Origin of the sequence: Streptomyces sp. NPDC046931, from assembly GCF_040644655.1 — a bacterium.
GTDB lineage: Bacteria > Actinomycetota > Actinomycetes > Streptomycetales > Streptomycetaceae > Streptomyces.
Genome location: NZ_JBEYWX010000042.1, coordinates 22,834 through 36,125, shown reverse-complemented (window position 1 = coordinate 36,125; position 13,292 = coordinate 22,834). Strand labels below are relative to the sequence as shown.

At 72.0% G+C, this 13,292-nt stretch carries 13 protein-coding genes and 2 pseudogenes; 5 read left to right on the top strand and 10 right to left on the bottom strand.

The window, feature by feature from the left end; genetic code table 11:
• The first annotated feature begins 117 nt into the window (after positions 1 to 117).
• Complete coding sequence (locus ABZ876_RS37900) at positions 118 to 660, top strand: DUF1772 domain-containing protein (RefSeq protein WP_361790558.1); 543 nt, start codon at positions 118 to 120, stop codon at positions 658 to 660.
• A 188-nt stretch (positions 661 to 848) separates the two neighbouring features.
• Here the strand turns inward: ABZ876_RS37900 and ABZ876_RS37895 are convergent, their stop codons facing one another.
• The 10 genes and pseudogenes from ABZ876_RS37895 to ABZ876_RS37850 form a co-directional block, all read right to left on the bottom strand.
• Positions 849 to 1,364, bottom strand: coding sequence for a CGNR zinc finger domain-containing protein (locus tag ABZ876_RS37895; protein ID WP_361790567.1), 516 nt, complete (start codon positions 1,362 to 1,364; stop codon positions 849 to 851).
• Between the two features lie 2 nt (positions 1,365 to 1,366).
• Positions 1,367 to 1,468 (bottom strand): annotated as a pseudogene (locus tag ABZ876_RS37890) (universal stress protein); the annotation flags it as partial.
• A gap of 184 nt (positions 1,469 to 1,652) precedes the next feature.
• Positions 1,653 to 4,379, bottom strand: a complete 2,727-nt coding sequence (mgtA, locus tag ABZ876_RS37885; protein ID WP_361790555.1) for a magnesium-translocating P-type ATPase — start codon at positions 4,377 to 4,379, stop codon at positions 1,653 to 1,655.
• Positions 4,380 to 4,490: 111 nt separating this feature from the next.
• A complete protein-coding gene (locus ABZ876_RS37880; protein ID WP_361790552.1) occupies positions 4,491 to 4,964 on the bottom strand; it encodes a hydrogenase maturation protease in 474 nt (157 codons plus the stop codon).
• The gene (locus tag ABZ876_RS37875) at positions 4,961 to 6,322 is read right to left on the bottom strand and encodes a nickel-dependent hydrogenase large subunit (protein ID WP_361790549.1); all 1,362 of its coding nucleotides are present in this window, start codon (positions 6,320 to 6,322) and stop codon (positions 4,961 to 4,963) included. The genes ABZ876_RS37880 and ABZ876_RS37875 overlap by 4 nt, the downstream gene beginning before the upstream one ends.
• Positions 6,319 to 7,215: an oxidoreductase gene (locus tag ABZ876_RS37870; RefSeq protein ID WP_361790546.1), complete on the bottom strand. Its 897-nt coding sequence runs from the start codon at positions 7,213 to 7,215 to the stop codon at positions 6,319 to 6,321. Before ABZ876_RS37870 ends, ABZ876_RS37875 begins: the two co-directional genes overlap by 4 nt.
• A gap of 1 nt (position 7,216) precedes the next feature.
• Positions 7,217 to 8,035 (bottom strand): FAD/NAD(P)-binding protein, encoded by an 819-nt coding sequence (locus ABZ876_RS37865; protein WP_361790543.1) that lies wholly within the window; start codon positions 8,033 to 8,035, stop codon positions 7,217 to 7,219.
• Positions 8,032 to 8,490: a cyclic nucleotide-binding domain-containing protein gene (locus ABZ876_RS37860; protein WP_361790540.1), complete on the bottom strand. Its 459-nt coding sequence runs from the start codon at positions 8,488 to 8,490 to the stop codon at positions 8,032 to 8,034. Before ABZ876_RS37860 ends, ABZ876_RS37865 begins: the two co-directional genes overlap by 4 nt.
• Positions 8,487 to 9,668 (bottom strand): 4Fe-4S dicluster domain-containing protein, encoded by a 1,182-nt coding sequence (locus ABZ876_RS37855; RefSeq protein WP_361790537.1) that lies wholly within the window; start codon positions 9,666 to 9,668, stop codon positions 8,487 to 8,489. Before ABZ876_RS37855 ends, ABZ876_RS37860 begins: the two co-directional genes overlap by 4 nt.
• A gap of 47 nt (positions 9,669 to 9,715) precedes the next feature.
• The gene (locus ABZ876_RS37850) at positions 9,716 to 10,621 is read right to left on the bottom strand and encodes a CBS domain-containing protein (protein WP_361790534.1); all 906 of its coding nucleotides are present in this window, start codon (positions 10,619 to 10,621) and stop codon (positions 9,716 to 9,718) included.
• A gap of 126 nt (positions 10,622 to 10,747) precedes the next feature.
• Here ABZ876_RS37850 and ABZ876_RS37845 point away from each other — a divergent pair, with 126 nt between their 5' ends.
• The 4 genes and pseudogenes from ABZ876_RS37845 to ABZ876_RS37830 all read left to right on the top strand — a co-directional run.
• Positions 10,748 to 11,227, top strand: coding sequence for a hypothetical protein (locus ABZ876_RS37845; RefSeq protein WP_361790531.1), 480 nt, complete (start codon positions 10,748 to 10,750; stop codon positions 11,225 to 11,227).
• Positions 11,224 to 12,165, top strand: a complete 942-nt coding sequence (locus ABZ876_RS37840) for a hypothetical protein (RefSeq protein ID WP_361790528.1) — start codon at positions 11,224 to 11,226, stop codon at positions 12,163 to 12,165. Before ABZ876_RS37845 ends, ABZ876_RS37840 begins: the two co-directional genes overlap by 4 nt.
• Entirely contained in the window at positions 12,152 to 12,379 is a 228-nt protein-coding gene (locus tag ABZ876_RS37835) for a hypothetical protein (RefSeq protein ID WP_361790525.1), read from the top strand. The genes ABZ876_RS37840 and ABZ876_RS37835 overlap by 14 nt, the downstream gene beginning before the upstream one ends.
• Positions 12,325 to 13,291: pseudogene (locus tag ABZ876_RS37830) on the top strand (heavy metal translocating P-type ATPase); the annotation flags it as partial. The gene ABZ876_RS37835 and the pseudogene ABZ876_RS37830, both read left to right, overlap by 55 nt.
• Between the last annotated feature and the right edge of the window lies 1 nt (position 13,292).

Genomic DNA, 13,292 nt, shown 5'->3' with positions numbered 1-13,292 from the left:
GGTGGTCGGTGGACGCCGGTCCGCCCTGGCGGCGAACCGGCTTTCCCTGCCCTGCTCCGCAGGGGCTTCGTTTCCTCCCCCGGCTGAAGCCGGGGATATCCACGAAGGAGAGACCAGATGAACCAAGTGCGCAACCGCCTTCTCCTGGGCCTGTCCCTGCTCTCCACCGGTCTGCTCGCCGGAGCCTTCGGCTACGGCGCCGCCAACCTCGTCCCCACCTTCAACTCCGTGCCGCTCGATATGAGACTCGACTTCCACACCGAGCTGATGAAGATGAACGGGATCACCATGCAGGGGGCAATGGCGGTCTCGGGGCTCAGCACCCTCGCCCTGGCCGCCCTGACACGCGGGCGGGCCCGGGCTCTCGTGGCCACGGCGGGGCTCCTGACCGTCACGTCCTTCCTGATCACCCGGTTCGGGAACGTCCCGATCAACGGTCGCATCAAGCAGTGGGCCGCCACCGCGCCGCCGGCCGACCATGCGAAGATCCTGAGCCGCTGGGAACTCTTCAACGATGCCCGTACCTGCACTGCCATAGCCGCGTTCGCCATCCTGATCTACGTCGCCCTGCACCAGGCAGGCAAGCGAGCGGCCGAGCACCACGGAAGCCCCCACGGTCATCTCGGAAGCCGATGCGTCGACCCTGGCCAACCCGCATAAGTTGTGCGGTCCGTGCCACACCGCATCGGCTACCGATCACCGGGTGCGGCTGATCAACTGGTAACCCGTCAAGGAGACACGGCCCAGCCTCATCGGCGACACCCCAGCAGCCCTTGAAGCCCTGGCGCGCGGCGACACTGTGCCACGGGGACTGCCACAGCCCGGGCCCTTGCGTCGCCGGCGGCGCCTCAGCGGCCCTTGAGGCCCTGGCGCGCGGCGGCGCTTTGCCGCGCGTAGTGCCGGGCCACCCGGGCCCGGTTGCCGCAGGCCGCCGAACACCATTCCCGGGTGGGGCGGTTGGCCACGAAGAACAGGACGCAGCCCGGCGCCTGGCACGCACGCAGCAGCAACCGCTGGTCCCCGCCGAGCAGGCGGACGGCGCAGTGGGCGATCTCCGCGAGCGCGAGCGTGCACGCCGAGGGGTCCATCCGCAGCTCGCAGCCGGGCATCTCGGGCGCGGCCCAGGACAGTTGCGGCCACAGGGACGCGGCGGCGCTGGCCGCGTTGACCACTTCCACATCCTCTGGCCGGGGGGGCCGTCGCCGGCCCCGGCGGGAGGCGCGCCCCCCACCTCGGGCAGCGCCACCGCAGCCCTCAGCAGCCGCCGGATCGCATCCCGCAGGCGCCGGGCGGTATCGAACTCCGGCACGGTCAGGGCGTCGAACGCCGCCGGCACCAGCGGCGCGGACAGCCGCGGGGCACAGCAGCGCAGAGTGAGCCGGCGCCGCTCGGCCACGTCAGCGGCCCAGCGGGCGGCGGCGAGGCTCTCGGGGGAGCCGTCGAGGCCGACCGTGACGACCGGGTCCATGGCGACCGCCTCCTCGTAGGAAGCCGAAATGACGGTGAGCGAGTCCGTCTGCCCGGAAGGCGCCGACCCGCCGAGCACCACTCTTATCATTCGATGGACTGCCGCATACCTCCCTGCAGCGCATGCCGGCCAGGCGCCTGCTCCGGCCGGTGGCCCTCGCTGTGACCTCCGCGGATCACTGCGATCAGGTCCGAGGAGCCTCTGACCGCCGGGGCCCGGTGGTGCCGGTCGGGCGCGGTTTGGTAGCGGGCGGACGACGGGTGGCTCCCGATCGCTGGAGTCGGGTGATGGTGCTGAACCGCGCCGCGCGGCGGCGCAGGTGCCGGTGGCCGATGGCCGGCTGGGGCGGTACCGGTGCGGGTGCGGCCCGGTAGAAGATCCGCTTGCCGATCTCGACGAGGACGAGGTAGACGGCGACCATGGCGGCCACTGCGGCGAAGAAACCAGTCGGAAGGAGCTGGAAGCCGAGGACATGGGCCAGTGGGGTGGCCGGCAGGGCGGCGCCGAGGGCGACGACACCCAGTGCGGTCAGCGTGAGGGGAAGGCTGGGGCGGCTGCGCCAGAAGGGGATGCGGCGGGTGCGGATGGCGAAGATCACCAGGGTCTGGGTGGCGAGAGACTCCACGAACCAGCCGGTGTGGAACTGGGCCGGCCCTGCATGGAAGACCGCCAGCATCACCGCGAAGGTCACGAAGTCGAACAGCGAACTGATCGGTCCGAAACACACCATGAAGCGCCGGATGAAGGCGATGTCCCAGTGCGCCGGGCGGCGCACCTGCTCCTCGTCGACCTCGTCGGTGGGGATGGCCAGCTGACTGACGTCGTACAGAAGGTTGTTGAGCAGGATCTGCGAGGGCAGCATCGGCAGGAAGGACAGGAACAGGGAGGCGCCGGCGGCGCTGAACATGTTGCCGAAGTTGCTGGACGTACCCATCAGCACGTACTTGATGGTGTTGGCGAAGATCCGGCGACCCTCCGCGACCCCGTCCGCCAGGACCCCGAGGTCCTTCTCCAGAAGGATCACGTCGGCGGCATCCTTCGCCACGTCGGTGGCCGAATCCACCGAGATGCCCACGTCGGCGGCGTGGAGCGCGAGTGCGTCGTTGACACCGTCGCCGAGGAAGGCGACATCGCCGCCGGTCCGGCGCTGCATGCGCACGATGCGGGCCTTTTGCTCGGGGCTGACGCGGGCGAAGACCGTTGTGTGCCGGATCGCGGCCGTGAGCTGGTCGTCGTCCATCGCGTCCAGGTCGGTCCCGGTCAGAACACCGACCTCGCTCAACCCGAGATCGTGGCAGACCTTGGCGGCCACCGCAGGGTTGTCCCCGGTGACGATCTTCACCGTGATGCCCAGCGTGTCCAGCCGCCCCAGCGCCTTGGCGGCGTCGGGTTTGGGCGGATCGAGGAAGACCAGCAGACCGGCCAGGTGGAGGTCGTGCTCGTCGGCCGCTGTGAGGGCGGTGGTCGCCGGGGCGGGGCGGGTCGCGACCGCCACGACCCGGTTGGCGGCGGCGAACTCGGCGTCCAACGCCTGACGAGCCGTCTGCGGCACCTCCGTGCAGCATGCCAGTACTGCCTCAGGGGCGCCCTTGGTGATCAGCGTGGTAGCACCGTCGGGATCGGTGACCGTGACGGAGACCATCCGCCGCTCATGGTCGAAGGGCAGGACCCCGATGCGCTTCCAGTCGCAGAGGTTCGAGCGCTGGGAGGCGGCAGCCGGGGAGTACCACAGGGCAGCGTCCAGTGGGTTGCCGCCCACCGGTCGACCTTTGTCGTCCACCCCCGTCTCCGTACACACCAGCCCCAGCCGCAGCACCTCCTCCAGCGACGCACCACCGACCGGCACGGCCCGCATGAAGTCGATGCGGCCCTGAGTCAGCGTCCCGGTCTTGTCCGTGAACAGCACGTCCACGTCGCCGAGGTCCTCGATGCACACCAGTCGCTTGACCAGCACCTTGCGCCGGCTCATCCGCCGCGAGCCCGCGGCCAGGCTGGTGGAGACCACCGCGGGCAGCAGCTGCGGCGTGATCCCGACCGCGATGGCCAGTGAGAACAGCAGCGCGTCGATCAGCGGCTTGTGCAGCGCGACGTTGATGATGAAGATCGACGTGGTCAGTGCCCCGGCGACGTATACCAGCAGCATCGAGAACCGGCGCAGCCCCACCTGGAACTCGGTCTCCAGCTGATGACCGCTCAGCCCGGCGGCGATCTTCCCGAACTCGGCCTCCGCACCGGTGGCGACCACCACCCCACGCCCGCTTCCGGAGTGCACCACGGTGCCCATCAGGGCACATCCGGACAGCTCCGCCAGCGCCGTGCCGGGCGGCACCGGGGAAAGGTCCTTGGCGACCGGCAGCGACTCGCCGGTCAGAACCGACTCGCTGCACTCCAGCCCGGTGACCTGAAGCAGCCGGAGATCCGCGGGCACGATGTCACCCAGCCGCAACTCGACCACATCGCCCGGGACCAGTCCGGTGACCTCGACCTCCTGCGGACGTCCGTCCCGCAGTACGACCGCACGGTGACGGATTTTCGCGTGCAGCGACTGGGCGGCCTTCTCCGCCCGGTACTCGTTGACGAAGCCCAGACCCACGGAGAGCGCGACGATCACCCCGATGATCCCGGCATCGCTGCGCTCACCGACGAAATAGGAGACGACGGCTGCGGACAGCAGCAGGCCCAACAGCGGGGACCGCAGCTGGTGCCACAGGACGAGCCACGCCCGGGCCCGGTGCGAGTGGACCGCGTTGGGCCCCCAGCGCCTCAGCCGCCGCTGCGCCTCGTCCGACGACAGCCCCCCGCCGGTCACCCCGAGATCGCGCAACACCTCCGCGGTGGGCCGGGCGGCCGCCGCGGCAGCACGCCCAGCGGCCACAGGCCGCGTCGCGACGGTCGTTGATACCGGTGTCACAGCTCCACCTTCGGTCCGGTACCGACCACGCCCCAAGGGGCCATCCGGCCTGTCTCCGGGACCTGCGTCCGCGAGATGCCGCCGTCGGCCGCGGGTGCGATCCACCGCCTCCTATCGGTGATGATCGCGTGCCTTCCGTACGGAAGCGGCAACGCGGTCGATCAGTTCGGGGAGGGCCGAACGCACCGGTTCGCTCAGGCCGGTGCCCAGTTCGATGTCGGACGCCTCCACGGCGTGCACCACGAGCTCGGACGGGAGTCGACCGAGAGCTTCCGCCAGGGCCACGCATTCGCCCAGGCCGAGGGCGTGGGTGCTCGCCGTACCCGCGCGGTGCGCGGCCGTTTCCGCCGCTGACAAGGTGTGCAGTCGGCCGGGCCGGGCGGGGCGCGTGCGGACGGCTTCCACCACGACCACGGTGTCGGCGCCGTGCCACAGGTCGAGCATCCGGCTGGGTTCGCCGTCACTGACCGCGAGCACGGTGTCGTCGGGAACGTGGTCCCGCAGTGCCTCCACCACGGCCGGGCCGACGCCGTCGTCGCGGCGGAAGGGGTTGCCCACGCCGATCACCACGACCCGGCCGGTCATGTGCGCTCCACCGTCAGGTCGAGGAAGTGGGTGGAGCAGGAGATGCAGGGGTCGTGGTTACGGATGGCCCGCTCGCACACGGTGGTGAGTTCCTCGTCGCCGGGGGCGGGGCCCGGCCGGTCCAGGCGCGACTGGACGGCCCGGCGCAGGTCCTCCTCGATGGCCGACTGGTTCTGGGCGGTGGGCGGAATGATGCGGGCCGCGGTGAGCGTGCCGTCCTCCGCCAGGGCATAGCGGTGGTAGAGCAGTCCGCGGGGTGCCTCGGTGGCGCCGGTGCCGACCGCCTTCCGTGGCGGGACGTCGACGGCCGGGTGGGGAGGCCGTTCGTAGGCGTCGATGATGTGCAGGGCCTCCTCCACGGCGTGCACCACTTCCACGGCGCGTACGACGATGCTGCGGAAGGGGTTGCGGCAGACCGCGCCCGCGGCCGGGTCGCCGAGCCCGGCGTCTCGCGCGGCCTCGGCCGCCGCTGGACGCAGCCAGCGGCCGTTGATGGCGTAGCGGGCCAGTGAGCCGGTCAGGTAGCGACGGCCGTCGAGGGTGGCGGTCAGGGCGGTGGAGTGCGGCACCTGCTCCTCGTGCACGTGTTGCTCGAAGTCGGCGACCGGGAACTCGCGCAGGGCCGGGCTCCGCTCGGTGTCGCTGCCGTCGCGGGCGGCCATGACCGCGGGTGTCCCGGAGTCGATGGCGTAGCGGCCCGGATCGCGCAGTGCGAGCAGATCGTAGTCGCACACGGTGTCGGGGAAGTCGAACGCGGCCACCCAGCGCACGGTCTCCAGCGCGTCCTCGCGGGCCTGCCGCAACCGGCCCGCCAGCGGGCGCAGTTCCGGAGGTGTCGGCGTGCTGTAGAAACCGCCGACGCGGACGTTGACCGGGTGGATGGCGCGGCCGCCCAGCTGTTCCAGGATCGCGTTGCCGGTCTGCTTCGTCCTCAGGCCGCGCTCGACGGCGGCGCGGTGGTCGCGGGCGAGTTCTACCGCACTGGGGTAGCCGAGGAAGTCCGGGGCGTGCAGCAGATGGATGTGCAGGGTCTGGCTCTCGATCCATTCACCGCAGTACAGCAGGCGGCGCAGCTGTGCGAGGGGCCCGTCCACAGTGACGCCGCAGGCGTTCTCGATCGCCTGGCAGGCGCTCATCTGGTAGGCGACCGGGCAGATGCCGCAGATGCGGGAAGTGATGTCCGGCGGTTCGGTGTGTCCCCGGCCGATCAGGAAGGCCTCGAAGAACCGTGGCGGTTCGTAGATGCGCAGCCGCGCCTCGTCGATCGTTCCGTCGTGGACGCGCAGGTGGAGGGCGCCTTCGCCTTCCACGCGGGCCAGTGCGTCCAGCCGCAGCACGCGGGATCCGCGATGGCTCATACCGGCCCTTCCGGGGTGGTGTCTGTCCTGGCCTTAGGGCTGTCCTGCTCCTCGGCCGCGAGATCGGGTACGGGGGCATATTCCGGCGACGCGGCGTTGAACGTGCGGAAGACACGCAGGATGTCGCGCTCGCTCATCCCGTCGTGGCGCAGCTGCCGGACCATGGAGCGCAGGTTGGGGCTGTTGCTCGGCCCGAAGCAGCCGTAGCAGCCGCGTCCGTAGGCCGGGCAGATCGCTCCGCAGCCGGAGTGGGTGACGGGGCCCAGGCAGGGGGTGCCGTGGGCCACGGTGATGCAGGTGGTGCCGCGCCTCTTGCACTCGAAGCAGACGCTGTGGTCGGGGATGCCCGGTTTGCGTCCAGCCAGGTAGGCGGTGATGACTTCGAGAAGCTGACGGCGGTCGATGGGGCATCCGCGTAGTTCGAAGTCGACGGGTACGTGAGCCGAGATCGGCGTCGAGGTCTCCAGTGTGGCGATGTACTCCGGGCGTGCGTAGACCGCGGCGCGGAACTCGGCGACGTCCCCGAAGTTGCGCAGCGCCTGGATGCCGCCCGCGGTGGCGCAGGCTCCGATGGTCACCAGGCGCCGGGAGATGTGCCGGATGTGCCGGATCCGCTCGGCGTCCTCGGCCGTGGTGATCGACCCTTCGACCAGGGAGAGGTCGTACGGTCCGCGCCCGGACAGCTCCGCGCGCTCCCCGTCGGGACCCTCGGCGGCCGACATCTCCAGGAAGTGCTCGATCCGTACCCGGTCGGTCAGGCCGAGCAGTTCGTCCTCGCAGTCGAGCAGGGTCAGCTGGCAGCCGTCGCAGGAGGCGAACTTCCACACGGCGAGTGTCGGCCGGGGATCGGCGTCCGGTCCGGTGCCGGTGTCCGGCCGCGTGTTGGTGACCATTTCACAACTCCCGTACGGAGAGCAGTGGTTCGGCCCGGTCGTAGCCGACGACCGGGCCGTCCCGGCACAGCAGAAGGGGACCGAGCTGGCAGTGGCCGCAGTGGCCGGTGGCGCAGCGCATGTTGCGTTCCAGGGACACCTGAAGGTGGTGCGGGGGCAGGCCCCGGTTCATCAGGGCGCGTGCGGTGTGGCGGATCATCACCTCGGGGCCGCACACCAGCGCGCACGTGCGCTCGGGCCGGATGTCGAAGCGGTCCAGGAGTGTCGTGACCACCCCCACAGCGCCGTGCCAGCCTGGGACGGGGCGGTCGACGGTCACCCCGACCCGGGCCGGGCCGCGCCAGCTGTCGATCTCCTCCCGGTAGAGCAGGTCGTCGGGGGTGCGGGCGCCCACAAGGATCCCGAGTGGGCCGTACGCGGCGGGCCGTTCCAGGACCGTGTGCACCACCGGTCGCAGCGGCGCCAGCCCGATGCCGCCGGCGATCACCAGGACGTCGTGGCCGGCCGTCGCGTCCAGGTCCCAGCCGGCGCCGTACGGCCCGCTCAGCCCCACGGTGTCCCCCGGGCGCAGTCGGTACAGCGCCGTCGAGACCGCGCCCACCGCGCGCACGGTGTGCACCAGCCCTCCATGCCGGCCACGCACGGAGCTGACCGAGACGGGCACCTCGCCGACGCCGAACGCGTAGATCATGGCGAACTGGCCCGGCGAGAAAGGCGGAAGCTCCCGACCCACCGGCACCAGTTCCACCGAACGGGTGTCAGCGGTCTCCGGCCGGGTGTCGGCGACCCGGTACGGCAGCGGAGGCGTCACGGTGCTCATGCCAGGCCGCTTCCGTACGGCGCGTACAAGTCCAGCAACCTGATGCGGGTCGCCTGCAGGCGCTCGGCGACGACCTCGGTGAAGCGGCGCATCAAGGCGTAGCCAAGTGCCGGGTCGGCCGCGCAGAGCTGGAGGACTTCGGTGGCGGGGAACTCCGTCGCCTGCACCGCGGTCACCGCCTCGGCCCCCAGGTGCCAGCGGTACGGCGGGGAGATCCACGACCAGCCCAGCAGCTGGCCCGGGCCGAGAGTCTCCACCACGGGCGCCGGGTGCCGGCCGGGGACGTACAGGTCGAGGGCGACCTCGCCGGAGCGCAGCAGCCAGAACCGATCGGCCGTCCCGCCCTCGTCGAACAGCCGCGTGCCGACCGGGCACGAGACGTCCAGTCCAAGGGCCAGCAGCCGTTCGCGGTGTGCAGCCGGGAGGCAGTCCAGGGACGACGGCAGGCCGGTCACGGGGCCTCCGCCTCCTCCGATGCCCGGGACTGCGTCCAGTCGTGGAGAGCGGCGGCCTCTTCGGTGATGTCGATGCCGACCGGGCACCATACGATGCAGCGGCCGCAGCCCACACAGCCGGAGGAGCCGAACTGGTCGTACCAGGTGCCCAGTTTGTGGGTCATCCACTGCCGGTAGCGGCTGCGCGTCGAGGCGCGGACCGGGCCGCCGTGCAGATGGGAGAAGTCGAGGTCGAAGCAGGAGTCCCACAGCCGCCACCGCTCCGCGTGGTCACCGGTGAGGTCGGTGACGTCCTCGGTGGTGGTGCAGAAGCAGGTGGGACACACCATGGTGCAGTTGCCGCACGTCAGACAGCGCCCCGCGACGTCGTCCCAGCGGGGGGCGTCCAGCGTGCCGGCCATCAGCTCCCGCAGATCGGCTTCGGGCATGGTCCGTCCCATGCGGTCCGCAGCGGAGGCGACGCCCGCGCGAGCCGCCTCGCGGGTGGTGGCGTCGGCCGGGCGGGCGGGCAGTTCGGCGAGGATCTCGGCGCCTTCCGCGCTGCCGCCTCGGATCCAGAAGCGGTGACCGTCGTCATCGACCACCTCGGTCATCACCAGGTCGTAGCCGGGTCCGGCCGCGGGTCCCGTGCCCATCGAGACGCAGAAGCAGGTGCCGCCCGGCTCCGTGCACTCCACCGCCACCAGGAACGCTCCGGTGCGCCGCCCCTGGTAGACGGGGTCGCGGTGCGGCCCCCCGGTGAGCACCCGGTCCTGGATGGCGATGGCCCGCAGGTCGCAGGAGCGCACCCCGAGGAACGCGTATCGGACCGGCGGGGGCTCGTCAGCCGTGAACAGCGTCCCGTCTCCCACCCGGTCGGCACTCCACTGCCGTACCCGCGCCGGGTGCAGGAACGTCTTCCACGACTGCGGGCCCGCCGCGTTCGCGAACGCGGCGCCGTCCGGCCGCTCGCGCAGCCGGTACTGCCCGGCCTCCAGCTCCACGCCCCATCCGTAGGGCAACTGGTCGGCCGATTCCAGCTCCGCCAGCACGATCGCGCCGTCCCGCACAGTGGGTCCGACCACGGTGAAACCGCGCTCGATCAGGACGTCCACCAGCGCCGCCATCCCGTCCTTGCCGATCACCATGCCGTCGGACGCGGGGGCCGACGAGGTGTTCACGTCGGTGTCCGTGTTCATGACCTTGCTCCCTCGGTACGGGTTCTCCCGGGCCCCCCGTACCGGCCTCACACACTGGTGAGGTGGTTGTTCACCTCCACCACATCGTCGATGTATTCGACCTCCCCCACCACTCTGGACATCGCGGCCTTCGACATCCGGCCTGTCAGCTCCACCACGCCGTCGTGCACCTGCACCTCGACGGCGTCACGGTCGGCCGGGGAGCAGAAGGCGTGGATCTTCGCCTCGATCTCTTCCCGGATTCCGGCGTCGTCCCTGATGAGGGCCTGCAGAAGGGCGTTGCGGCGTACCACGCCGACCAGGCGTTCATCGTGGTCGGTGACCGGGATCCGCTTCAGGCGCGAGAGCGCCGCGAGCCGGGCGGCCTCCGCGACGGTCGCTCCCGGCAGCACGGTGATCGCGGGGGTGGTCATCAGATCCGCTGCCGTCTCGCCCCGGACCTTGTCGTGCAGCCGCCGCCCCCGCAGCCGGCCAACGGGTCCCGGTCGGTGGCCGGAGGCTTCGAAGGCGACTTTGGCCAGCAGGTCGGACTCGGACACCACGCCGACCACCCGGTCGTCGGCGTCGACCACCGGGACCGCGCCGACGTGCTCGCGCGCCAGCAGGCGTGCGATGTCGCGGTACGGCAGGTCGTCCCTCATGGACACGGCGGGCACGTCCATCACGTCCCGCACCAAGGGAGCGTCGGGCTCGGCGGGCGGATGCGGCGAACGCGCCTCGGCCTCCCGTTCTCCCTTCGGGACCGGCCCCGGGGCGGGCCTTCTCGCTGGGGGTGTGGCCGGGGCCGACGCGGGCTGCCGCTCGGCACCCGCGTGTTTGGCCGAGACCGTGGCGACGGCACCCAGATACCGCAGAAGCAGGTCCTGTCGTGTTTCCTCACGAGGACGCCAGGTGTGCGACGGCACCGCGCGGCGGGCCTCAGCGCCCGTGGAGTAGTTCTCCTGCTTGTTCACGGCAGCCTCCGGACTCCGTCTGGTCGCCTACGTCCAGTCTCGCGCTCCGCGGCGCCCGGCCAAGAGCCGAACGGCCCTGCCGGAGCAGCGTCACGGCCCCGTGCGGTGCGGGCTCGTACGGAAGCGGTGAGACTGAAGGAGGGGCAGACCGGCAGGAGGACGCTCGTGGTGAGCCTGCGGGACTTCCTCGCGCGGTTCCGTCCGACCGGCACGCCGGGAGCCGCTGTCACCGGAGTCCCCGCCGACCGGGCGGCGGAGCGTGCTGCGGAACTGGAGCCGTCCCTCGCACTGCTGGCTGACGTCCAGCGGGAGGCGGCCCGCATCCGTGCCGCGGCGGACCGCGAGGCCGAGGTGATACGGCAGAGCGCCGCCCGGCAGGCGGCGGAGATCGTGGCGGCGGCGCGCGCAAGGGCGCCACGCGTCCGGCAGGAGGCCGCCGCGCCCGTACGCCGTTCCGGCCAGAGGGAAGCGGGGGAGATCCGCGCGGCCGGGGAACGCGCCGCCTCGCTGGTGCGGGAGCGAGCCCGGGAGCGCATGCCCGCCGTGGTCGACCGCTTGGTGGCCGATGCCCTGCGCAGCACACACCGGTCCGGGGAGAGGTCGTGAGCGCCGGGTGGGTTGCGGGAGTGGTCCGCGCCCGGGCCCTGACCGTCCGGTGCCCGGGGCCGAGCGGGGCACGCGAGACGGCGGCGAGCACGACGCTCGACGACGCGCTGCATGGCCTGGCCGGAACGCTGTATGGGAAGTACGTACGGACGGCGGTCTCGTTGCCGGAGGCGCAGCGGGCGGTCACCGCCACGTTGCTGTGGCATCTGCGGGTGCTGTCGGGCTGGCTGCCCCGGGGTGGTGCCCGCCTGCTCCGTCCGCTCGCCGCGGGATTCGAGATCGCCAACGTCGCGTCCCGGCTGCCGGTACGGGGTAGTCCCGGCGCGGATTCCGAAGGCCCGGCATGGCAGCCGTACCGACTCGGCGCCCTGGAGACCGCCTGGCGGGTTCTGGAGCGTGCCGTGACCCCCGCTGAACTGCGCGCCGCACTCGCGGTCTCGCCCTGGGGCGATCCGGGCGCCGAGGCGCCGTGGGCGCTGATCACGGGCATGCGGATGGCGGCTGCCCGGCGAACCGCAGGGGCCGTACCGTCCGCACGGCGCTGGGCCCAGGGACGCGCCGCCCTGCTGACGGCGCGCGAACGGTTCGTGCACCGTCGCCATCTGCTGACGCCCGCGCGCCGGAACGCGGCGGCGTTGCTGGGATCGCGGGCGGTCGACGCGCCGTCGTTCCGGGACTTCCGCGATCGCCTGCCGTCCGCGGCCCGCTGGGCCCTCGAGGGCGTCGAGGAGCCGGGCGAACTGTGGCGGGCCGAGGCCCACTGGTGGCGGGCCCTGCACGAGGACGGCGCCGCCATGCTGCGCGAGGGCCGGTACGGGCCCCGGACGATGGTGGGAGCCGTGGCGGTGCTGTCCGTGGATGCCTGGCGCGTACGGGCGGCCCTGGAGTCTGCGGCCCGCGGCGGGCGTCCGCTGGAGGAGTTCGATGCCCTGGTCTGAGGCGATGACGCCGGTCCGGATGCGACGCGTGGCGGTGATCGTGCCGCAGGCGGGGCTGCGGGACACGCTGGTGCGGATCGCCGAGGCGGGCTGCGTCGAGGTGGACCGGGTCGAGGAGTCGGCCCCGGGAGCGGCGGGCCGGCGGCTGCAGCGGGACCCGACGCGCTCCGCACCATCCGCCGTCTCAGGGCGGCCGGACTGGACCGGCTGCTGATGCTCACCGGAGGCCGCCCGGAACCGGCCCGTGAGGTGGGAGCGGTCCTGGGCCTGGACGACGTGCGCACCGGGCAGCTGCCCGCCGACAAGATCGCCGCGGTGCGCGAGGAGAGCGAGCGGGCCCGTCACGGTCATGGTCGGCGACGGTGTCGACGACGCCCCCGCCCTCGCCGCGGCCGACGTCGGTGTCGCCATGGGCGCCCGTGGGTCCACCTCGGCCTCGGAGGCCTCAGAGATCGTCCTGACCACGAACCACGTGGGGCGCCTGGCCGACGCGATGGAGATCGCCGCACGCATCCGCCGGATCGCGGTGCAGAGCGCCGCGGGCGGCATGGCAATGTCGCTGGCCGCCATGACGGCCGCGCTCCTCGGCCTGCTCCCGCCCGCACCCGGCGCCCTCCTCCAAGAGGCCATCGACGTGACCGTCATCCTCAACGCGCTGCGCGCCCTGCTCCCGCCATCCGGCGTACGCCCCACCCTGGAACCGGAGGCCGAGAGCCTCATCCACCGCTTCGACACCGAGCACGACGACCTCAGGGACACCCTCGACGCCATCCGGGAAGCCGCCGGTCTCCTCGCCTCGGGCCACGGGTCCCGCTCCCTGACCGCCGTACGCCAGATCGACCACCTGCTCAGAGACCGCCTGCTTCCCCACGAACACGCGGAGGAACACGAGCTCTACCCCGCGCTGGACCGGCGACTCGGCCCGGAGGCCACCGACACCATGAGCCGCGCCCACGCGGAGATCGAACGCCTGGCGGAGCGCATTGCCACCCACGTACGCCTGGCCGACGGGGAAGGCGGACTCCGGCCGGAGCAACTCGACGACCTGCGCGCCTCGCTGTACGGCCTCCACACGATCCTGCGCCTGCATTTCGCACAGGAGGAGGAGAGCTACTTCTCGCTGGCGC